The sequence below is a fragment of the Capnocytophaga sputigena genome (genome assembly GCF_002302495.1).
Lineage (GTDB): Bacteria > Bacteroidota > Bacteroidia > Flavobacteriales > Flavobacteriaceae > Capnocytophaga > Capnocytophaga sputigena.
In genome coordinates, this window is sequence record NZ_CP022379.1 from 1,223,337 (window position 1) to 1,243,869 (window position 20,533).

Genomic DNA, 20,533 nt, shown 5'->3' on the forward strand with positions numbered 1-20,533 from the left:
AAAGTTGTTTAACAATATTGTTAAGCAACTTTTTTATATATTTATCCTTAAATTCCATAGAAAAACATTTTGTTTTATAAAAAAAATGTTTTTACAAATTCTCCTCTCTAAGTAGAACAAACGTCTTTGGGCTAATACCTCACTTCGTAACTCGTAATAATTTCGTAATTCGTAACTCATAATTCGTAATTATTTATTATCTTTGTCGCCTAAAATATTCTATTTACAATGAAAAAACTCTCCTTACTCTTAATCACACTGTTGCCAATGGCAGCCTCCGCCCAATATACCGAGATTATCAACTCCAATCTCCCTGGTAATTCTCAAAGTGCCTATGCTGTAGGGGCTCGCGTATTGCAGTTCGAAGGGGGCTTGTGGTACGAACGCAGCAACCATAAAAAAACCGGCACTTCTATGAACTTTACAGGAGTGAATTATGCCGTGCACTATGGCTTCTTTAAAGAACAATTAGAAGTAATGCTCAATGGTACCCTTGCCTACGACTATACTCTCGAGCATAACAGTTCTTCCTCTCATTTTGGTTTTGTAAACAACACTATTGGAGCAAAATACCAGTTGTTCAAACCCGCTTTTTTAGACGAAAAACCTAATATATACAGCTGGAAAGCTAACAATTCTTTCCGCTGGCGCAACCTCACCCCCTCTATCGCCCTCTATGCGGGTATGAACTTCTTGCCTAACAAGCGTTATTATTATGAAGAAGTACCCCAACTATCCCCCAAAGTAGCTGCTATTTTCCAAGCTGAACCTATTCCTCGTGTGGTAATCGTAGCCAATCTCATCGCCGATAGATTCTTAAAAAAAGAAAGTACCGAGTATAGTTATATCCTCACCGTTACTCACAATTTAGACAACGGTTGGTTCAGTATTTTTGCCGAACAACAAGGTGTTTATAACGAACAATACCGCGACCAAATCACCCGCCTTGGAGTAGCCTTTTTAGCCTCTGATAAATTGCAACTCAATGCCGATGTAGGTTTTGGCTGGAAAGATACTCCTCAGCGTTATATGGGCTTGATAGGTGCTTCATACCGCATCGACAATCACAATAGCTATATCAAAAAAGTACTCAAAGAAAAAGTAGAACCTACTAAAATAGACCATAAGAAAAAAGCTAAAAGAAACAGACGTAATGCTATCGATTAAAGAACTTTCCTCTAAAAAAGAACTTACCGAATTTGTAAAGTTCCCTCTATCACTATACCCTAACCACCCTTATTGGGTACCGCCTCTCATCAACGATGAAGTGGCATCTTTTGATAAAACCAAAAACCCTGTGTTTGAAAATGCCGAAGCCTTCTTCTACGGCGCTTACAACGAAAAAGGTAAAATGGTAGGACGTGTGGCTGCTATCGTAAACCAACACGACCTCAAACAAGGTACAAAAAAAGTGCGTTTTGGCTGGCTCGATATGATTGACGATATCGAGGTTACTAAAGCTCTTTTAAACAAAGTAACCGAGAAAGCTCGCGAATACCAGTTGGAATATATCGAAGGCCCTATGGGATTTTCGAGTATGGACAAGGTGGGCTTGCTCACCGAGGGGTACGACCATATCTCTAATATGATGACCTGGTATCACTATCCGTACTACAAACAACACTTAGAGCAATTAGGGTTTACTAAAGAAAAAGGCTTTATTGATATGTCTTTCCGATTAAAAAATGCGAAGCCCGAACTATTCAAAAAAACAGCCGAAGCTATAAAAAAACGCTATGGAGTAAAATCTATTGACACACCCACTACCCAAGAGGTGCTCAAGCACGTTGATGCAATGTTCGATCTCTACAACGAAACCTACTCTAAGTTAGCTTCTTACGTACCCGTGAGCAACCGTCAGCGCGATTATTTCAAACAGAAATACATTCCGTTTATCAATCCTGAGTACATCCGTTTTATTGAAGATAAAGACGGCAAACTGATATGTTTTGCTATTGTAATGCCTTCTTTTTCCAAAGCCTTACAGAAAGCTAAAGGCAAACTCTTCCCTTGGGGTTGGTGGCACTTATTGCAAGCCAAAAAACACCACGATACCGTTGAGTTCTACCTCATTGGAGTAGCTCCTGAATACCAAAGCAAAGGTATTCCCGCACTCTTATTTGATTATTACTACGATGTATTCTCTAAAAACAAGGTGACTCATTGTATTATCACCCCCGAACTCGAAGAAAACATCGCTATCCAACAACTTTGGAAAAATTTTGACCCCACTATATTTGCGCGCCGAGCAACTTTTAAAAAAGAAGTTTAACCCTCTAACAACTAATACCGATGAAGAAACTTTTATTTCTTACCGCCCTCTTAACCATTGCTTGCCAACCCCCTCACAAAGAGGTGAAATTCACTGAAAATGATATCTGTATCATTCCACAACCCAAAAAACTTGCGCTACTCAACAAAGATAACTTTTGGTTTAACAAACAGACGGCAATTGTGAGCGACATCGCTTTTGTTGAGGCTGCAGAACTCTTTGCCGAACAATTCAAAAAAGCTTCTGGCTTTGAACTCTCTATGCAAGCAAGTGGTGTAACAACTAACTACATCGCACTCGTTGCCGATAAATCTCTGCCAAAAGAAGGTTATACCCTTGTAGTAGAACCTGAGAGAATTTCTATCACTGCAGCTGACTATAACGGGGCACTCTATGCCCTCGAAACCCTGCGTCAGCTACTACCCAAAGAGTTTGAAAGCCCTACCCCCGTACAAACCGATTGGGTGGTACCTGCCATTGTTATCACTGATGCTCCCCAATACCCTTGGCGCGGATTGATGCTCGACGTCTCTCGTCATTTCTTCTCTAAAGAATATATACTGAAAACCCTCGACCGTATGGCGATGCTCAAACTCAACACTTTTCATTTCCATTTGGTAGACAATGAGGGTTGGCGTATCGAAATTAAAAAATACCCTAAACTTACCGAAGTAGGTGCTTGGCGTGTAGATCAAGAGGATAAACTATGGGATGAGCGCACCTCTAACCCTGCCGATGCCTTTGACAATCCTGCATCAGCTCCTAAAAAATATGGCGGTTTCTATACCCAAGAGGATATCAAAGAGATTGTAGCCTACGCTGCTGCTCGTGGTATTACGGTAATCCCCGAAATAGAAATGCCCGCCCACGTGATGAGTGCTATAGCCGCTTATCCCGAACTCTCTTGTCATAAACGCCCCATAGGTGTACCTTCTGGCGCCGTATGGCCTAACATCGACATCTATTGTGCAGGACAAGAGGAATCTTTCACTTTCTTAGAAGATGTACTTACCGAAGTAATGGCGCTATTCCCTAGCAAATACATTCACATAGGTGGCGACGAAGCTGATCACACCGAATGGGAAAAATGCCCTAAATGCCAACAACGTATAAAAGACAACCACTTAAAAGATGTTCACGAATTGCAAAGCTATTTCATCAAACGAATAGACAAATTTTTAGTCTCTAAAGGACGTGTTCTTGTAGGTTGGGATGAAATAATGGACGGTGGTTTGGCTAACGATGCGGTAGTGATGAATTGGCGCGGTATCGACATAGGCAGAAAAGCCCTCGAACAAGGCAACCCTGTAGTGCTCACCAGTGATTGTTATATCAACAGATATCAAGGTCTCCCTGAGTATGAGCCTCTCGCTAATGGCGGTTATGTAACACTTAAAAAACTCTACCACTACAATCTTGAAAAAGAAAACCTCACTCCAGAACTACAAAAAAACGTTTTAGGCTCCCAAGCTAATCTATGGGCTGAATTTATAGCTACCCCCGAACATTCGGAATATATGCTCTTCCCTCGCTTGTTAGCTTTTTCCGAAATCAGTTGGACACCCGATAACTTAAAAAATTGGGACAACTTCGTGAAGCGTACCGAAACCTTTATGGATCGTTTAGATGTGATGAAAATAAAATACGCACGTTCTATGTATCAGGTGTTGCCTGCCGTTGAAAACCAAAACGGTAAGGTTTTCTTAAAATTAGAGTGTGAAGTCCCTAACGCCGATATTCGCTATGCTTTAGGCGATACCCCCATAGAAAAAGCCGAAAAATACACCCAACCTATTCCTTTCAATGAAAGTACTACCTTCAAAGCTACTGTTTTCAGTGGAAAAGCGACCAATACCATTACCACTGGTGAGGTAACATTCCACAAAGCGATAGCTAAAAAAATGAGTTATAGTCCGCTCTATCATAAGAAGTATCAGGGACAAGGCGAGATGACTCTCACCAATGTGGTTCGCGGTAGCAAAAACTTCCTAGACGGACAATGGCTCGGTTGGTTAGGCGACGATGTAACCCTCACCCTTGATTTAGAACAAGCCACCGAGGTAAGTGAAGTACGTATAGGCGCAATGGACTACCAAGCATCTGGTATTTACTTTCCTATAAAATTTGCAGTAGCCCTTTCAACCGATGGCAAAAACTACCGCGAAGTAGCAACCCACAACGAGCCTTGTGTAGTGAGAGGAAAACCCTCTTTAAAAGATTTTGTACTGAAGTTCAATTCTCAAGAAGCACGCCATATCAAGATTACCCTCAAAAATGTCAAAACCCCTCCTAAAGGCGGTGATGCGTGGCTTTTTATAGATGAAGTTTTGGTATTTTAGAAAAATAATGTACCTTTGTTGCTCTTTTAAAAAACTCTTATTTTATAAATTATTAATTGTAAATTGTTAATCGATACATAATGGATTCAGTAAAAAATTATATCAACGAAAACAAAGACCGCTTTATTGCGGAACTGATAGAACTGCTCAAAATGCCTTCTATTAGTGCCGATGCTGCCTATTCTCAGGATGTGCTCAACACCGCCGATGCCGTAAAAAATGCCTTAGAAAAGGCTGGTTGCGACAAGGTAGAAATATGTGAAACCCCTGGCTACCCTATCGTCTATGGTGAAAAAACTATCGACCCTGCCCTACCTACCGTATTGGTATATGGGCACTACGATGTACAACCCGCCGACCCTATCGAGCTTTGGGAATCCGACCCCTTTGAGCCTGTGATCAAAAAAACCGATATCCACCCCGATGGCGCTATCTTCGCTCGTGGGGCTTGCGACGACAAGGGGCAAATGTTTATGCACGTGAAAGCCCTTGAATATATGGTGAAAAACAACGTATTGCCTTGCAATGTGAAGTTTATGATCGAGGGTGAAGAAGAAGTAGGTTCTGAAAGTTTGAGCTGGTTCGTAAAACGCAACCACGAAAAACTCAAAAACGATATCATCCTCATTTCCGATACCGGTATGCTGGCTAACGATACCCCTTCTATCACTACGGGTTTACGCGGACTTAGCTATGTGGAAGTAGAAGTTACTAGTGCCAACCGCGATTTGCACTCTGGTTTATACGGTGGTGCGGTAGCGAACCCTATCAATGTGCTTACTAAGATGATTGCTTCTTTGCACGACGAGAACAACCGCGTGACCATTCCACATTTCTACGACAAAGTAGAAGAACTCTCACAAGCCGAACGCGATGAAATGGCAAAAGCACCTTTCTCACTCGAAGCCTACAAGAAAGCCTTAGATATCGATGAAGTATATGGCGAAAAAGGCTACACCACTACCGAGCGCGCCTCTATACGTCCTACCCTTGATGTAAATGGTATTTGGGGCGGTTATACAGGGCAAGGAGCCAAAACCGTGATTCCAAGTAAGGCTTATGCTAAAATATCAATGCGCTTGGTGCCTAACCAAGACAACCACGAAATTACCGAACTCTTCACCAAACACTTTGAGAGCATCGCTCCTGCAGGAGTACGCGTGAAAGTAACCCCTCACCACGGCGGACAAGGTTATGTAACCCCTACCGATACACCTGCTTACCAAGCAGCGGTAAAAGCCTGCCAAGCGAGCTTCGGCAAGGAACCTATACCCGTGCGTTCAGGCGGTAGTATCCCTATTGTAGCCCTTTTTGAAGAAGAGTTAGGTAGCAAATCTATCCTCTTAGGTTTTGGTTTAGATAGCGATGCCATCCACTCACCTAACGAACACTATGGTATTTTCAACTTCCTCAAAGGTATTGAAACCATTCCGTGGTTCTATCACTACTTTGTAAATAACAAGTAATACCAAAATAAAAGGGGGCTGTATAGACTTTGTCAAAGTATATACAGCCCCCTTTCTCATTATCTGACGGCACGAACCACACTTATCAATAACCATTGATAATAAACACTTTAACTGCAAATAGAAAAAATATTTTAAAAAAATCTTCCTAAAAATTTGCAGGTTTCAAAAATAGTCGTACCTTTGCACCGCAATTAAGAAAAAAACAAGTAGAATATTCCTCCTTAGCTCAGTTGGTTAGAGCATCTGACTGTTAATCAGAGGGTCACTGGTTCAAGTCCAGTAGGGGGAGCAATAAAAAAAGCACTTACAATGTAAGTGCTTTTTTTGTTATCTTATCTTTATACCTTTTGCAGTAAGTTCATTAATACCTGCTTTCATTTTAGCAATACTCTTTTTCACATATTGTCTAGTTAATAAGGTAAACTGTACAAAATCTATCAGTAACAACTAGTAATCTGTGTTTCACATACCTAGATTTGCCCCCTTTGTTATCTAACATCTGGAACCTGACACCTAAAACCTATTACCTGTTACCTCTCCTCACCGCTGCTCCCAAAAATGCCAATAGTGATGGCAACAACCACCCTAACGAATAGCTATCTAACGGAAGATACGCCTTGAGAGCATACACCTGCTCCAATGATGATACTCCCCAAGTTTTACAACTGTCGATAAACGATAACACTGCAGTAACAGCAATGCTCACGAGGTAGGGCGTACGCGATTTTATAGTATTGCCAAAGAGCAACACATCCAAAATGATAGTAAATACAATAGGATATAAAAACAGTAATATATAAGCTGCATATTGTATAATGCTATCTACTTTGTTGATAGAAAGCACTATAGAAACAATAGTACAGAACACTACCCCTACTTTATAAGGCAATCGCCCTTTAGTGAAGTCTTCAAAAAAACTCCCTACCGACGAGGTGAGCGCTATAGCCGTTGTAAGGCAAGCAAAGCCTATCGCCAGTGCAACCGCTGTTGTTCCCCACTTTCCTAACACTGCGTGTGAAATATACAATAGCAAGTCGGTGCGCGAAACTTCATTATCAGTAAGATACCCCGAAGTCGCTCCTAAATAGATGAGTCCGCCGTAGATAAGCAACAAGCATATTGTGGAGATACCGCCCGAGAGCAACGTGATATGCGAACGCTTTTCGGGTGAATGATAGCCTTTTTCACTGACTGCCGAAATGATAATCCCCGCAAAAATCACCGAGGCAAGCACATCCATCGTTTGGTAACCTTCAGTAAAACCAAAAACAAAACTATCTTTTGCAGTAAAATCCGATGGAAGTGTGTGATGCAAGGGGAAGATAATGCCTAAAACAATGAGCAATACCAACACTATTAGCAGAAAAGGCGTCAGAAACTTCCCTATAATATCCACAATCTTCGATTTAGAGATAGAAAGCACTAAAACCACCCCAAAAAACACAGCTAAAAATGCAATTTTAGGCAAATCGGGTAACAAAGGGGCTATCCCTACCTCAAAAGTAGTGGAACCCGTACGCGGAATGGCAATGAGCGGACCTATACACAATATCACAAACAGCGTAAGCCATTTGATGAGTTCTGGGTGAATGCGATTGCCTAAATGAGTGAAGTTTGTACCCGCTTTGGCTACCATTAGCACACCTAAAAATGGTGCAATAATAGCCGTGACAAAAAAGCCTAAAAGTGCCCACAGCCAATCATTGCCTACTTCCAATCCTATAAAAGGAGGTAATATCAAGTTGCCTGCCCCAAAGAACATCGCGAAAAGTGCAAAACCTACCGTCGTAACGGTACTCCATTTGTGTTTGTTACCTAATTCCATCGCTTGCATAGTTTTTAGTCCGCAAATAAAAACATTTTATCCCTAAAATCCAAATATTTTTGCTACTTTTGCCTCATCAATACCCTTTTTATTACAATGAGAACCCTTGTTATTGGCGATATTCACGGCGCTCCTCGTGCCCTTATTCAAGTTTTGCAACGTGCTGACATTCAGCACGACGACTTCCTTATATTCCTCGGCGACTACGCCGATGGCTGGAGCGAAACCCCTGAACTATTGGATTTTCTCATCGGCTATCGCCAAAAACACCGCTGCCTTTTTTTGCGCGGCAACCACGATGCCTTATGCTACGATTTCCTCTTAGGAAAACCTATGGATACCCTTTGGCGCTTACACGGCGGTAAAGCTACCGAAAAAGCCTACCGCAACGTCACTCACGAACGCCGCAACGCTCACCTCAACTTCTTAGCCGAGCTTGAAAACTACTATTTAGACAGCAAAAACCGCCTCTTCCTCCACGCCGGTTTTACGAACCTGCGCGGCATCGCCCACGAACACTTCGAACAAATGTTCTATTGGGATAGAACCCTTTGGGAACTCGCACAAAGTTGCAACCTCTCCCCTACCGACCCGCATTTCCCTAACCGACTAAAACTCTATACCGAAATATACATCGGGCATACCCCCACCACCCGATTAGGTACCGATAAACCACTTTCTTTCAATGGAGTAACTAATGTGGATACGGGCGCTGCCTTCAAAGGGCGCATCACTATTATGGATATCGATACCCGCGACTATTGGCAAAGCGACCCCGTATACACCCTCTACCCCGATGAACAAGGTCGCAATATATAACCATTTGCTAATTTGCTAATTGACAAATTATTCGTACCTTTGCCCCCAATAATAAAGAAAAACGAAAACGAATGGAAATACCGCAAGAATTGTGGCGAAAAAACTATGAAGAATCTCAAATACTAACAAGCGATAACCTCGCCGCTGCCAAACGCAACGGAAAATGGGGATTTGTAAACCAAAACGGTAAAGAAATATGTCCTTTTAAATACGATGCTACTTTCCCTTTTATCAACGGAACTGCAGCCGTGAAAATAGGCGACCTTTGGGGCGTGCTCAACACTGCTGGCAAGGAAATTGTCCCCGTGTACTACGACCAAGTTTTTACTTTTTCTGAAGGGCTTATCAAAGTGAAGAAAAATGGTAAATTTGGTTTTGTAAATACCAAAGGAGAGCTTGTAATCCCCCTAATTTACGAGGCTGCTAATCATTTTTCGGCTCGTATGGCTGCCGTAAAACTCAATGGTAAAGCTGGTTTTATCAACACCAAAGGCAAAGAAGTAATTCCTTTTGTTTATGACGATGCCGATTCCTTTAGCGAAGGACTCGCTCCAGTGAAAAACAACGAACTTTGGGGGTTCATCAACAAGAAAAACGAACTCGTAATCCCTTATAAATACGAGGGAACTGAGGGCTTTTTCGATGGTGTAGCCAAAGTGATTCAGAACAATTATTGGGGTATTATCAACCCAAACGACGAGGTGATTATCCCTTTTCAATACGATGAAATCATAGGTTTTAACAACGGATTTACTCCCGTGATGAAATCCGAAAAATGGGGCTTTGCCAATGCTCAAGGCGAACTTATTTGCGAACTAAAATACGACGAAGCAGCCGAATTTGACGACAATGGCGAATTTGCCGCCGTGATGATTGCTGAGCAATGGGGCTTTATGAATGCCAAAGGCGAAGAAATCGTACCTCTACAATACGATGAAGTAGATGATTTCTACAACCAAATGGCTGCCGTATGCAAAAACGACCTTTGGGGATTTGTAGATACTAACGGAAAAGAAATATTCGCTCCTCAGTTTGATGAAGTAGACAATTTTGATGAAAACGGAATAACCATCGGTTTTATAGACGAAGAACCTTTTGTGCTATTCAAACACGGCAAAAAAGTTCCTTACGACCAATTCGCTGAGTTCACAACCGACACAACAAATAAATAAAGAACAATGATTGTAAAAATTAAAAACTTATCTAATAACGAGCTTCCTTCCTATCAAACCGAAGGAGCTGCAGGGGTAGACCTCCGCGCCAATCTCCCCGATAGCAATATCACCCTGCAACCCTTAGAACGCACCCTTGTGCCTACTGGCTTATTTTTGGAAATCCCCGAAGGCTATGAAGCTCAAGTGCGCCCTCGTAGTGGGATGGCTATCAAGCACGGCATCACTGTGATCAACAGCCCTGGCACCATTGATTGCGACTACCGCGGCGAAGTGAAAGTACCCATCGTAAACCTCTCTAACGAACCCTTTACCATTACTCACGGCGACCGCATCGCCCAAATGGTATTTGCGGCATACGCAAAAGCCTCTTTCCAAACAGTTACCGAACTTTCCAATACCGAAAGAGGAACCGGAGGCTTTGGAAGTACGGGAGGAAATTAGCAAATTAGCAGCGTTGGAAATTAGCGAATTGAAATATGAGTTACAAACTATCATTTGCGGAACGGGCAAAGTTAGCTATGGAGATACTATCCAAGCAGCCACCCGTTACCTTAGAAGAAGCAAGAGCTCAAGTGGAATGGCTGAAGAAAAAAAGTCGGTCAAAAATAAAGAAACAGAGAATCTCTGTCAATGGATAGAGAAGCAGCAACTTTGGTTTAATAATATTGATATGAATTTGTTTCTTTCACAAGGTGCAGAGCAAAAAGTATATTTAAATAGTGAAAAAGAAGTACTAAAACTCAACGATGCCATTTACTACACCTCGTGGATAGATTATTTCAACAATTTGTTGCTGAACAACTATTTTTTCCCTGATACAGCTTATGAATTAAAAGGTTTTTACAAAGATAACGGCACCCTTTATGCAGTAGTAAGGCAAGAATATATAAAAGCTGATACCCCTACTTCATTAGAAGAAGTGAAAACTTTTATGAAACTGAATGGTTTTATAAATATCCGAAATAACGACTATCGCAATCCCGAATTAGGTATCATATTAGAAGACCTTCACGACGAAAACGTCCTCACACGTAACGGCTCACTTTTCTTTATAGATACTGTTTTCTATATAGAACCCTCATTTTGGCAAATCGAAAAAATCGACAAAATATTATGAAAAAAATCATCTTAATCCTTACAACTATCTTATTGGTGAGTTGTAAAACCAAACAAACCTTGGTAACCCCTGCAGGGAGAGCCAGCGTTGATAAACAATCCAAAGAAATTATCAACCAGCACCTAAAATCATTCCCCTCTTTCAATACCTTGAGCGGGAATTTGCAGGTAACCTATAACGACGGTAAAAACGAGCAAAGTCTGCCTTTTTCTTTCCGTATGGAAAAAGATAAAACAATATGGATTTCTGCTCCTTTAGGACTTGCCAAAGCGCTCATCACCCCCGAAAAAGCTGAATATTACAACCGCATAGACAATTCGTACTTCAGCGGTGATTTTAGCTATATCAGTAAGTTATTAGGGGTAGAAGTAGGTTTCAGCGAATTGCAAAATCTTCTGTTAGGCAATGCGCTTTACAACATCAACTTTAATAGCGAGGGCACTATCAAGCTCCTCAATGAGGACAACAATATGTACAACATCGAAGTAACTGGCGAGTCGCCTATAGGAGTGATTTACCGCTTCTTGCCCGATAACTACCGCGTAGGCGTTACCGAAGTGAATCATTTAGGTGGCAAGCAAAAAGCTACAGCTACTTACACTTATCAGCAAGTAGATAAACTCCTCTTGCCTCACACTATCAAAATAGTTGCCAGCGAAGGCGATAGTAATACCCAAATTTCTTTAGAATTCAAAGGATTGGATTTAGATAAAAAACTCTCATTCCCCTTTAAAATTCCATCAGGAATGAAAGAAATAACAATAAACAAGTAACAAATGTGTCACAAACTTTGCCAAAGGTGCGAGCCGCACAAGCAAGAAAATTTGGCAAAGTTGAAAATACGTTAAACTGTCCGTCGTGCTACGACCTATGAATATACTAAAAATCATACTGCTTTTGCTTTGCTTCCCGCTGCTCCTCACAGCACAAACCAAGCAAAAAGAATTAGAACAACGCAAAAAGGCACTGCTTGAACAAATCAAGGAGATGTCGGCATTGCGCCAACAACAAAGTCAGCAACACAAAACCACCGTACAACAAATAGAAGTCGCTAACGAGAAGATATTAGCGCGCACCCGCCTGATACAAATCAATCAGCAGCAGGCAAATCTGCTTTCTAAAGAAATTGCCGATAACGAGGAGCAAATGCGCACCCTCAAAAAAGAATTAGAATACCACAAAGGCGAATACGCCAAAATTATCAAGCAGTCGTACAAAAGTAAATCCGCTCAAAACCGATTGCTCTTCTTGCTCTCATCCGAAAGTTTCTCACAAGCCTACAAACGTTTGGCTTATATGAAACAGTACGTGAACTACCGTAAAGAACAAGTTACCCTCATCCAAACAAAAACCGACAAAATTAAGAGCCTCAACGATACCCTCATAGCGCAACGGAATACTAAAAACCAAGTGCTTGAAGAACAACGCCAAGAACAAGCTACCTTGCAGACTGAGAAAAAAGAATTAGAAACTCTCGCGGCTAATATACGCACAGTAGAACGCAGTTACGAAGCTCAAATACGCGAAAAACAAAAACAAGCCAACGCCATCGACCGCGAAATACAACGCCTCATCCGCTTGGCGATTATCGAGGCTAACAAACGTGAAAAAGAGCGTTTGGCAGCCCTCAACCGAGGCAAAGGCAATGCGCAATCACAAGGTGGAATGACCACCTCTACCCCTCCATCAGCTTCTGATGCCGAGGTGTCTTTTGTCCTCACCCCCGAGTCGCGCCGTGTCGCCGATAGTTTTGAAGCCAACAAAGGCAACTTGATATGGCCTGTAGTCAAAGGGTATAAATCACAAGGTTTCGGCGTGTACTACGACCCCGTATACCCTGAATTGCAACACTATAACAATGGGGTAACCATCGCCACCGAAAAAGGTGCTGAAGCCCGTTGTGTGTTTGAAGGTGAGGTATCGGCGATACAATCTATCCCCGGTAGTAACAAAGTAGTGCAAGTGCGTCACGGGAATTATATTACTATTTATTACAACCTTACCGATGTATATGTGAAGAAAGGAGATAAGGTAAAAGCCAAAGAAGCATTAGGCAAAATCTTCACCGATAGCAATGGCAAAACCGAAATGAAGTTCTTTTTATACAAAAATACCACACGACTCAACCCCGAATTTTGGATACATAAAATGTAAGGAATGTTGCGCCTCGCTCTCTACCTCGGTTATATCTATTATCGCAAACTTTTCCCTAAAGGCGATTTGCTCACTATAGGATTGTTATTGGGGGTATTGTGTTATGCCTTATTAGGCTTATACCAGCATTATGAAACTTGGCACTATGTGCTTTGGAGCCTGCCCTTGAGTACTTTCTCTTACCACAACACTCGCAAAGATATATCGCTACTAAAAACACATTCGCATTATAGAGCAATTCTCATTGCGGAATATGTAATCGAAAGTCTGCCGTTTTTCATTCTTATGTTGTTAAAGAATGATTTTTCAACTGCTGTTGGGATACTATTATTATTTGTACTTATAAGTTGCTTACCTCAAAAAAACTTCACTCTCAAATACCCTTTTTCACTTACTGATCCCACTTGGCATATCGCTTTCCGCAAGTATAAACTCATCATTATCTTGCCTTTCACTATCGCTCTTGTGATAATAGGGCGTATATACGGGAATCCTAATGTAGCACTTTTTGCTTTAGGAGCAATGGCTTTTACCGCTTGCGTCCCCTATTTTGAAAGGGAATTTAGCCCACATATAACAGTGGCAAATCACAAAGGAGAAATGTACTTACGCAAGCAGCTCAAAGCTGGATTACTGAATACTATGATGCTCTTTACCCCCTTGCTCATCACTTATTTTATAGGATTTGGCACGCAAAATATAGCAATTCTACCGTTGTTTGTCGTTATTCCTATTTTAGGAGTAATTACTAAATACGCTTTTTGGGAAAATCCTTTATGGCAATTCTTTGCATTAGCGGCTATTAGTGCAGGAGCAATTTATATCATTCCGCTTGTTGCGATTCCTTATTTTTATTATTTAGCTATACAAAAGATTAAAAAACTACAATATGCTAGAGATTCTCATTCAAGAAAAACACTATTCCAATAGAAAAATACTCGAAAACATACAACTTTCTATCCCAAAGAACGGACTCTATGGAGTAGTAGGGAAAAATGGTGCTGGAAAAACAACTTTCTTTAAATGTTTGTCGGGTTTAACCTCTTTTAAAGGAGAAGTGCATTATTGCGAAAGGGGAATAATGCCAGAAGAAATTGGTTTTTTACCTACTGAACCTTATTTGTACGAACATCTTACAGTAGCCGAGTTTTATACGTTTTTTCGTTTGTTATTAGGAATAAAACCAGAAGGGACTATGCCTTTTGAAGTAGATAAAACACTTCTCATTCGAGAGCTTTCTACAGGAATGCGGAAGAAAGTATATTGTAATGCTGTATTACAAAAGCTCTACACCCTCTACATTTTCGATGAGCCTTTCAACGGTTTAGATATTACTTCGGCATTGCATATCAAACAGTTGTTAAACAAGTTGGCTACTAATCACATCGTATTGATTGCTTCTCATATTTTAGAAACCTTACAAACTTGTGAAAAGATATACTTAATTCACGATAGAAGCATACAAACCTTTTTGCCCTCAGAAACCAATACCATAGAAGAATTTCTTATCAGTTAATGTGTTTTACTTAAAGTACTCTATTTTTCGCTCTACATAAAGCATAGGTACGCCTTGTTCGTATGTAATCATTCTCACCCAATTACCTTGCTTGTCATCCGTATATTTGTACTCACAAAGATAATCGGTAGAAAACGTTAAATGATAGGTGAGACGCCTATCTGAACCGAATTTGTTTAAAAATCCATTATTTTCACTCTCATTTATCAAAAGATATTCCTCTTTGAGCTGGTTGTTCTGGTCATAAGTATATTTAGAGTGCCATATAAAGTCGTCTATTTTCTGCGAAATGGCTTTAATAAGCTCTCCTTCTGCTCCATATTCATAAAGTCCTCGCCATATAAGTCGGTCAAATTGGTAAACTTCCTTATTTACAAGTCTTTTATTGTTATAAATGTATATTTCTTTAAACAAAGGGAGATCTTCAGTTCTTTTAAAATTCCTTTGAATAAGCTCTCCATCAACATTATAAGTATAAGTGTAGATAGTTTCATCTTTTGTTTTTAGGTCAAGTACTTCCTTCTCTAATTGCCCTTTGGTGTTATAGACAAGCGTATCCTTTGTTTCTAAAACCTCATCTACAAACGTCGATTTATCAATAAGGCGATGCTTTTTGTCGTAAGTATATACTATTTTTTTAGGAAATATATCATCATAGCGCCATTTTTCAGTTATAAAACCATTTTTATCAAAAGTAATAGCCGAAGGGATAATGTTTACTAAAAACTGTATAAAGAATGCTTTTACCCCCATTCGTTCCATTTCGCTGTACTGTTTAATTTTTTTAACAGGGTAAATGCCTTGAGAGAGAGTAGACCCTTTGGCAAAATCATTGCCTTTTTCCTCAGCAAAATAAATAGAAGTTTTCACTGATTTTACCTTGCCTTTCAGCCCCATTGCTGTCCAATCATTGCCAGCAACTTCCCCTTGCGCATAAATATACACACTCACAATTAACAGTAAAATACAGAAAAAAGATTTTATTTTCATCACATTAGGTTTTAAAATTTAGAAGGTACTACCTAAAAACACTATAAGTAGCCAAAATAATACTAAGTCTTTCGGTATAAGTATCAGGATATTGTTTTATAATATCATCAGCATAGGGGTCAAGATATTTCTTGCCCAAATCTTCTTCTAACCAATAGATTTTCTTCTTTTTTAACCACGTTTCTTTGCTAATTTGGCAGAGCTCAGCAAAATTAGGCGCTTTCTGCAAATCGCGAAACCCTTGTACAAGTCTCATATAACGAGTGGCTAATATTTTAGCGGTATTAATACCTTTTGTTGCAATCTCACTGGGGTTGTGCATCTCATTGATTACGGCTTCTTTTAAGCAAACGGCACTGGGCAATAGATTGGTAAGTCTATTGATGTATTTGTCATAAAACCCTGAACCTAACTCAAAGTTTTCATCTAAAGGAATCCCAAAAGCTAAGGAGGTACGTTCCCAAAGATCATCGTTATCACGTGGAGGCGATACGATAAGAAAACCATTTTGGCTATGTTGTTTGTACTGACCGACGTAAACATACATATAAACCAAGTGTTCGCTATCCAATTCCTTTACCCACGAACGAAGGTTATTGTAATTGATCGGTACAGCCAAAAAACCTTGCTCTTTTAAAAAACTGCTTAGGTTCTTAATATCATTAGCAAAACTCATAGAAATATTTCTTATTTGGTTATTTTACAAAGGGGGGTTAGGTACTACTAAAGAAAAAATATAAAGAAGGTAATGAAAAAGTTTTGTTTTGTGTGGGCATTTGCCAAACGCCTGTACATAAAATACTACAAAAGTAATTGATAATCAGAATATTTTATTTTCATTACATTAGCTTTTAAAGTTTATGTTTTGTAGTATTTAAATTCTAAGACAAAGCATTTATCATATATATAAGCCAATAACCAATGATTCCAATAATATCTGTTACATAGTTTAAGATATATTTTTTATCTTTAAAAATCACATTTTCAAACCTTGTAGAATGTTTTGTTCTTTGTCTTTGTGTAGGTTCTTTATAACACTCTACCATAAGTTCTTCAAAAATATATTCTAACATAAATATTAACTCTTCTCTCTTATCTTCTGGTATATACACTGCATCTTTTGCTTTCCAGATAGTCCAGTCAATATTGTGTTTTATCGAAAATCTTAAAAGATAGGGATATAGATATTCCCACACAGTAGGATGTAATTCAATTTTTTTATCATTGCATTTTAAAAACATAAGTACTATCTTATATCATTTCCTTTCTCTCTAATAAAAAAAACTTTGCCAAAGGTACGGCTTGCACCTTTGGCAAAGTGTATCATTAGATTACGATTTTGCAACTATTATTCTTGTTGTTACTTCGTCGAAGGCTATTTCTTCACCCTCTGGCAGACTATCTACAAAAGTGATGCTATCAGTAAGGGTTTCATTCTTGATGTAAGCCCCGTTGACAGTAACTGCTTCTTGTAGGGCAGGGTACGCTTGAAGGCGTATTTGTATGCGGTCGGTGATGTCATAATCATTGTCCTTACGGATATTCTGAATGCGGTTCACCAACTCACGAGCGATACCTTCTTGGCGCAGTTCAGGGGTGATGTGAATATCTAAAGCTACCAACAGACTGCCAGCGGTGGCTACCAACCAGCCTTCTATATCTTGGGTGCTGATTTCTACATCGTCCAAACTCAAAGTAACTGTTTTGTCGGGCAGTTGCAAGCTGTACGTTTGTGCTTTTTCAAACTGTGCTATTTCCGCTTGTCCAAACTCTTGCACGGCTGTGGCAATGGCTTTCATATCCTTGCCAAACTTAGGTCCTAAGGTCTTGAAGTTCGGTTTGATTTGTTTTACCAATATACCTGAGGCATCTTCCAAGAGCTCTATTTCCTTCACATTCACCTCGTGCTTGATGAGGTTTGCTACCGCTTCTATTTCAGCGCGCTCAGTGGCGTTGGCTATCGGTATCATTATCTTTTGCAATGGCTGACGCACCTTGATACTTTCTTTCTTGCGCAACGATAGTACTAAGGACGAGATAGTCTGCGCTTTCTGCATCTTGCTTTCCAATGATTTATCGATGTAGCTTTCATTAGCTACAGGGAAATCGGTGAGGTGTACACTTTCTTTGTTTTCTTTACCGGTAACGCTCACCAAATCTTTGTACAATCTATCAGCATAGAAAGGTGCTACAGGCGCCATCAGTTTAGCGATGGTTATGAGGCAGGTATAAAGGGTTTGGTAAGCGGCTATCTTATCGGTTTCGTATTCTCCTTTCCAAAAACGGCGACGTGACAAGCGTACGTACCAGTTACTGAGGTTTTCTTGTACAAAATCCGAGATAGCACGCGTAGCACGGGTAGGCTCATAATCAGCATAGAGCGCATCTACTTCTTTGATGAGGGTATTGAGTTCTGAAAGTATCCAGCGGTCTATTTCTGGGCGTTCAGCCAGTGGTATATCGGCTTCTGCATAAGTGAAGCTGTCGGTATTCGCATAGAGCGCAAAGAATGAATAAGTGTTGTAGAGCGTACCGAAGAATTTACGGCGCACTTCGGCTACTCCTTCCAAATCGAATTTGAGGTTATCCCAAGGATTCGCGTTGGAAATCATATACCAGCGAGTAGCATCGGCACCATACTCGGCTATGGTAGTGAATGGATCTACCGCATTGCCCAAGCGTTTAGACATCTTTTGTCCGTTCTTGTCAAGCACTAGTCCGTTAGACACTACGTTTTTGTACGCCACACTGTTGAATACCGAAGTAGCAATGGCGTGAAGTGTATAGAACCAACCGCGTGTTTGGTCTACCCCTTCGGCTATAAAGTCGGCTGGGTAAGCGGTATGATTTTCTATATAGTCCTTGTTTTCAAAAGGATAGTGCCATTGTGCATACGGCATAGACCCAGAGTCGAACCATACGTCGATAAGGTCGGTTTCGCGGTGCATTGGCTTGCCTGATGGCGATACGAGCACTATGTTATCTACGATATTTTTGTGTAAATCTACCTTGTCGTAATTGCTTTCGGAGTTGTCGCCCACTACAAAATCTTTATAAGGGTCGGCAGTCATTACGCCCGCTGCAATAGCTTTTTGTATTTCGGCTTTTAGTTCTTCTACCGAACCGATGCAGATTTCCTCTTGCTTATCGGATGTACGCCAAATAGGTAACGGGATACCCCAATAGCGCGAACGCGAAAGGTTCCAGTCGTTAGCATTTTTGAGCCAGTTGCCAAAACGCCCTTCACCGGTAGCTTTAGGTTTCCAGTTGATGGTTTCATTGAGGTCGAACATACGTTCTTTGAAATCGGTTACGCGTACGAACCACGAGTCAAGCGGGTAGTACAACACTGGTTTATCAGTACGCCAGCAGTGCGGATAGCTGTGTACGTATTTTTCTACTTTAAAGGCTTTGTTTTCTTCTTTGAGGAGAATTGCCAAGCTCACATCCCACGATTTTTCAGGCGCTTCTCCTGCATCGTAATATTCATTTTTGATGTATTTGCCAGCAAAAGCCTCTGGAATATTGTGTCCTTCAATGAATTTTCCTTGTAAATCTACGAGCGGAATCAAATTGCCGTGCGCGTCTTTCACAAGCATTGGGGGGATACCATATTCTTTGGCTACACGGGCGTCGTCCGCACCAAAAGTAGGAGCGATATGCACGATACCTGTACCATCATCGGTCGTAACAAAGTCTCCTGCAATCACGCGGAAAGCCTCAGTAGGGTTTTCGGCAGGAGTGCACCAAGGAATGAGTTGCTCGTAAGCAGTACCCACAAGGTCTGCACCTTTGCATTCTCCTATAATTTGGTAAGGAATTGTCTTACTTTCAGGCGTATAAGCCGCCAAAGCAGCTGCATCGCCCTCTACAAACTTTTTGCCGAATTGTTTTGCCAAAAGCGGTTTGCCGATGATGATTGTTATCGGCTCAAAAGTATATTGATTGAATGTTTTTACGAGTACATACTCAATCTCTTTGCCCACGGCAAGTGCGGTGTTAGAAGGCAATGTCCAAGGGGTAGTTGTCCAAGCGAGGATATGGATAGGTGCTGTAGGGTTACCCAATGCTTTACTTGCCGCTGCTGCTAACGCTTTTACTTTGAACTGCGCCACAACCGTAGTATCGCTCACATCGCGGTAGCACCCTGGTTGGTTCAGCTCGTGTGATGACAAGCCTGTACCTGCCTTAGGCGAATAAGGCTGAATAGTGTAGCCTTTGTAGAGCAACTGTTTATTGTAGAGTTGTTTCAAAAGCCACCATACGCTTTCCATATATTTGGGTTTATAGGTGATATAAGGGTCTTCCATATCCACCCAGTAGCCTATTTTCTCGGTAAGGTCATTCCAGATATCGGTATAGCGCATCACGGCTTCCTTACAAGCCTTGTTATAGTCCTCTACACTTATTTTTTTGCCTATATCTTCTTTGGTAATGCCGAGTTCTTTCTCTACCCCGAGTTCTACGGGCAATCCGTGGGTATCCCAACCTGCTTTGCGTTTTACTTGAAATCCTTTCTGAGTTTTATAACGGCAGAAAATATCCTTAATAGAACGCGCCATCACGTGGTGAATACCAGGCACGCCATTGGCAGATGGCGGTCCTTCAAAAAACACGAACGGAATAGCGCCCTCACGTGAGGCGATACTCTGCTCAAAGATGTTGGCGGCTTTCCAGAAAGCCAATATTTCTTCTGCTATCTTAGTAAGATCTAAGTGTTTATACTCGTTGAATTTCATATATTGGTTATTATTAATCGTTAAGTGTGAGCCACAAGAGCTGTAGTCGTTAGACGTTAGTTTGGCGCAAAAGTAGAAAATAATGAGGAATTTAGCAAATTTGGAGTTTTAGAGCATA

At 40.8% G+C, this 20,533-nt stretch carries 17 protein-coding genes and 1 tRNA gene; 13 read left to right on the forward strand and 5 right to left on the reverse strand.

What is annotated here, in order from left to right:
* Window positions 1–228: 228 nt before the first annotated feature.
* The 5 genes from CGC57_RS05335 to CGC57_RS05355 all read left to right on the forward strand — a co-directional run bounded on the left by CGC57_RS05335 (window position 229) and on the right by CGC57_RS05355 (window position 6,369).
* On the forward strand, window positions 229–1,167 hold the full coding sequence (locus tag CGC57_RS05335; protein ID WP_095898274.1) for a transporter: 939 nt from the start codon (window positions 229–231) through the stop codon (window positions 1,165–1,167).
* Window positions 1,154–2,272, forward strand: coding sequence for a GTP cyclohydrolase (locus CGC57_RS05340; protein ID WP_095898275.1), 1,119 nt, complete (start codon window positions 1,154–1,156; stop codon window positions 2,270–2,272). The genes CGC57_RS05335 and CGC57_RS05340 overlap by 14 nt, the downstream gene beginning before the upstream one ends.
* Window positions 2,273–2,292: 20 nt before the next feature.
* The gene (locus CGC57_RS05345; protein WP_095898276.1) at window positions 2,293–4,611 is read left to right on the forward strand and encodes a glycoside hydrolase family 20 protein; all 2,319 of its coding nucleotides are present in this window, start codon (window positions 2,293–2,295) and stop codon (window positions 4,609–4,611) included.
* Between the two features lie 80 nt (window positions 4,612–4,691).
* The gene (locus tag CGC57_RS05350; RefSeq protein ID WP_095898277.1) at window positions 4,692–6,077 is read left to right on the forward strand and encodes a dipeptidase; all 1,386 of its coding nucleotides are present in this window, start codon (window positions 4,692–4,694) and stop codon (window positions 6,075–6,077) included.
* 218 nt (window positions 6,078–6,295) lie between these two features.
* A tRNA-Asn gene (locus CGC57_RS05355) sits at window positions 6,296–6,369 on the forward strand.
* A gap of 234 nt (window positions 6,370–6,603) precedes the next feature.
* Here the strand turns inward: CGC57_RS05355 and brnQ are convergent.
* Window positions 6,604–7,905, reverse strand: a complete 1,302-nt coding sequence (gene brnQ / locus CGC57_RS05360) for a branched-chain amino acid transport system II carrier protein (protein WP_095898278.1) — start codon at window positions 7,903–7,905, stop codon at window positions 6,604–6,606.
* 96 nt (window positions 7,906–8,001) lie between these two features.
* Between brnQ and CGC57_RS05365 the strand changes: the two genes are divergently transcribed.
* The 8 genes from CGC57_RS05365 (at window position 8,002) to CGC57_RS05400 (ending at window position 14,686) form a co-directional block, all read left to right on the forward strand.
* On the forward strand, window positions 8,002–8,724 hold the full coding sequence (locus CGC57_RS05365; RefSeq protein WP_095898279.1) for a metallophosphoesterase: 723 nt from the start codon (window positions 8,002–8,004) through the stop codon (window positions 8,722–8,724).
* 71 nt (window positions 8,725–8,795) lie between these two features.
* Complete coding sequence (locus CGC57_RS05370) at window positions 8,796–9,896, forward strand: WG repeat-containing protein (RefSeq protein WP_095898280.1); 1,101 nt, start codon at window positions 8,796–8,798, stop codon at window positions 9,894–9,896.
* A 6-nt stretch (window positions 9,897–9,902) separates the two neighbouring features.
* Complete coding sequence (dut, locus tag CGC57_RS05375; RefSeq protein ID WP_095898281.1) at window positions 9,903–10,340, forward strand: dUTP diphosphatase; 438 nt, start codon at window positions 9,903–9,905, stop codon at window positions 10,338–10,340.
* Complete coding sequence (locus CGC57_RS05380; protein ID WP_095898282.1) at window positions 10,318–11,016, forward strand: putative polyvalent protein kinase domain-containing protein; 699 nt, start codon at window positions 10,318–10,320, stop codon at window positions 11,014–11,016. Before dut ends, CGC57_RS05380 begins: the two co-directional genes overlap by 23 nt.
* Window positions 11,013–11,789, forward strand: coding sequence for a lipoprotein insertase outer membrane protein LolB1 (lolB1, locus tag CGC57_RS05385; RefSeq protein WP_095898283.1), 777 nt, complete (start codon window positions 11,013–11,015; stop codon window positions 11,787–11,789). Before CGC57_RS05380 ends, lolB1 begins: the two co-directional genes overlap by 4 nt.
* Window positions 11,790–11,886: 97 nt before the next feature.
* Window positions 11,887–13,170, forward strand: a complete 1,284-nt coding sequence (locus tag CGC57_RS05390) for a murein hydrolase activator EnvC family protein (protein ID WP_095898284.1) — start codon at window positions 11,887–11,889, stop codon at window positions 13,168–13,170.
* Window positions 13,171–13,173: 3 nt separating this feature from the next.
* Window positions 13,174–14,100 carry an ABC transporter permease gene (locus tag CGC57_RS05395; protein ID WP_172595621.1) on the forward strand — a complete coding sequence of 309 codons (927 nt, stop codon included), beginning with the start codon at window positions 13,174–13,176 and terminating at the stop codon, window positions 14,098–14,100.
* The gene (locus tag CGC57_RS05400) at window positions 14,060–14,686 is read left to right on the forward strand and encodes an ATP-binding cassette domain-containing protein (protein WP_095898285.1); all 627 of its coding nucleotides are present in this window, start codon (window positions 14,060–14,062) and stop codon (window positions 14,684–14,686) included. The genes CGC57_RS05395 and CGC57_RS05400 overlap by 41 nt, the downstream gene beginning before the upstream one ends.
* A 6-nt stretch (window positions 14,687–14,692) precedes the next feature.
* On the opposite strand, the gene CGC57_RS05405 is transcribed toward CGC57_RS05400, so the two are convergent.
* From CGC57_RS05405 to ileS, 4 genes are all read right to left on the reverse strand, one after another.
* Window positions 14,693–15,676, reverse strand: a complete 984-nt coding sequence (locus CGC57_RS05405; RefSeq protein WP_095898286.1) for a hypothetical protein — start codon at window positions 15,674–15,676, stop codon at window positions 14,693–14,695.
* A 28-nt stretch (window positions 15,677–15,704) separates the two neighbouring features.
* Entirely contained in the window at window positions 15,705–16,352 is a 648-nt protein-coding gene (locus CGC57_RS05410; protein ID WP_095898287.1) for a hypothetical protein, read from the reverse strand.
* Between the two features lie 205 nt (window positions 16,353–16,557).
* Window positions 16,558–16,917 carry a transporter gene (locus tag CGC57_RS05415; protein ID WP_095898288.1) on the reverse strand — a complete coding sequence of 120 codons (360 nt, stop codon included), beginning with the start codon at window positions 16,915–16,917 and terminating at the stop codon, window positions 16,558–16,560.
* A 90-nt stretch (window positions 16,918–17,007) separates the two neighbouring features.
* Window positions 17,008–20,415 (reverse strand): isoleucine--tRNA ligase, encoded by a 3,408-nt coding sequence (ileS, locus tag CGC57_RS05420; protein WP_095898289.1) that lies wholly within the window; start codon window positions 20,413–20,415, stop codon window positions 17,008–17,010.
* Window positions 20,416–20,533: the final 118 nt, after the last annotated feature.

What these genes read in the sequence shown, in the direction of transcription:
- CGC57_RS05335 (WP_095898274.1), top strand. Translation starts at nt 229, where the DNA reads ATGAAAAAACTCTCCTTACTCTTAATCACACTGTTGCCAATGGCAGCC.
- CGC57_RS05340 (WP_095898275.1), top strand. Translation starts at nt 1,154, where the DNA reads ATGCTATCGATTAAAGAACTTTCCTCTAAAAAAGAACTTACCGAATTT.
- CGC57_RS05345 (WP_095898276.1), top strand. Translation starts at nt 2,293, where the DNA reads ATGAAGAAACTTTTATTTCTTACCGCCCTCTTAACCATTGCTTGCCAA.
- CGC57_RS05350 (WP_095898277.1), top strand. Translation starts at nt 4,692, where the DNA reads ATGGATTCAGTAAAAAATTATATCAACGAAAACAAAGACCGCTTTATT.
- brnQ (WP_095898278.1), bottom strand. Translation starts at nt 7,905, where the DNA reads ATGGAATTAGGTAACAAACACAAATGGAGTACCGTTACGACGGTAGGT.
- CGC57_RS05365 (WP_095898279.1), top strand. Translation starts at nt 8,002, where the DNA reads ATGAGAACCCTTGTTATTGGCGATATTCACGGCGCTCCTCGTGCCCTT.
- CGC57_RS05370 (WP_095898280.1), top strand. Translation starts at nt 8,796, where the DNA reads ATGGAAATACCGCAAGAATTGTGGCGAAAAAACTATGAAGAATCTCAA.
- dut (WP_095898281.1), top strand. Translation starts at nt 9,903, where the DNA reads ATGATTGTAAAAATTAAAAACTTATCTAATAACGAGCTTCCTTCCTAT.
- lolB1 (WP_095898283.1), top strand. Translation starts at nt 11,013, where the DNA reads ATGAAAAAAATCATCTTAATCCTTACAACTATCTTATTGGTGAGTTGT.
- CGC57_RS05390 (WP_095898284.1), top strand. Translation starts at nt 11,887, where the DNA reads ATGAATATACTAAAAATCATACTGCTTTTGCTTTGCTTCCCGCTGCTC.
- CGC57_RS05395 (WP_172595621.1), top strand. Translation starts at nt 13,174, where the DNA reads ATGTTGCGCCTCGCTCTCTACCTCGGTTATATCTATTATCGCAAACTT.
- CGC57_RS05400 (WP_095898285.1), top strand. Translation starts at nt 14,060, where the DNA reads ATGCTAGAGATTCTCATTCAAGAAAAACACTATTCCAATAGAAAAATA.
- CGC57_RS05405 (WP_095898286.1), bottom strand. Translation starts at nt 15,676, where the DNA reads ATGAAAATAAAATCTTTTTTCTGTATTTTACTGTTAATTGTGAGTGTG.
- CGC57_RS05410 (WP_095898287.1), bottom strand. Translation starts at nt 16,352, where the DNA reads ATGAGTTTTGCTAATGATATTAAGAACCTAAGCAGTTTTTTAAAAGAG.
- CGC57_RS05415 (WP_095898288.1), bottom strand. Translation starts at nt 16,917, where the DNA reads ATGTTTTTAAAATGCAATGATAAAAAAATTGAATTACATCCTACTGTG.
- ileS (WP_095898289.1), bottom strand. Translation starts at nt 20,415, where the DNA reads ATGAAATTCAACGAGTATAAACACTTAGATCTTACTAAGATAGCAGAA.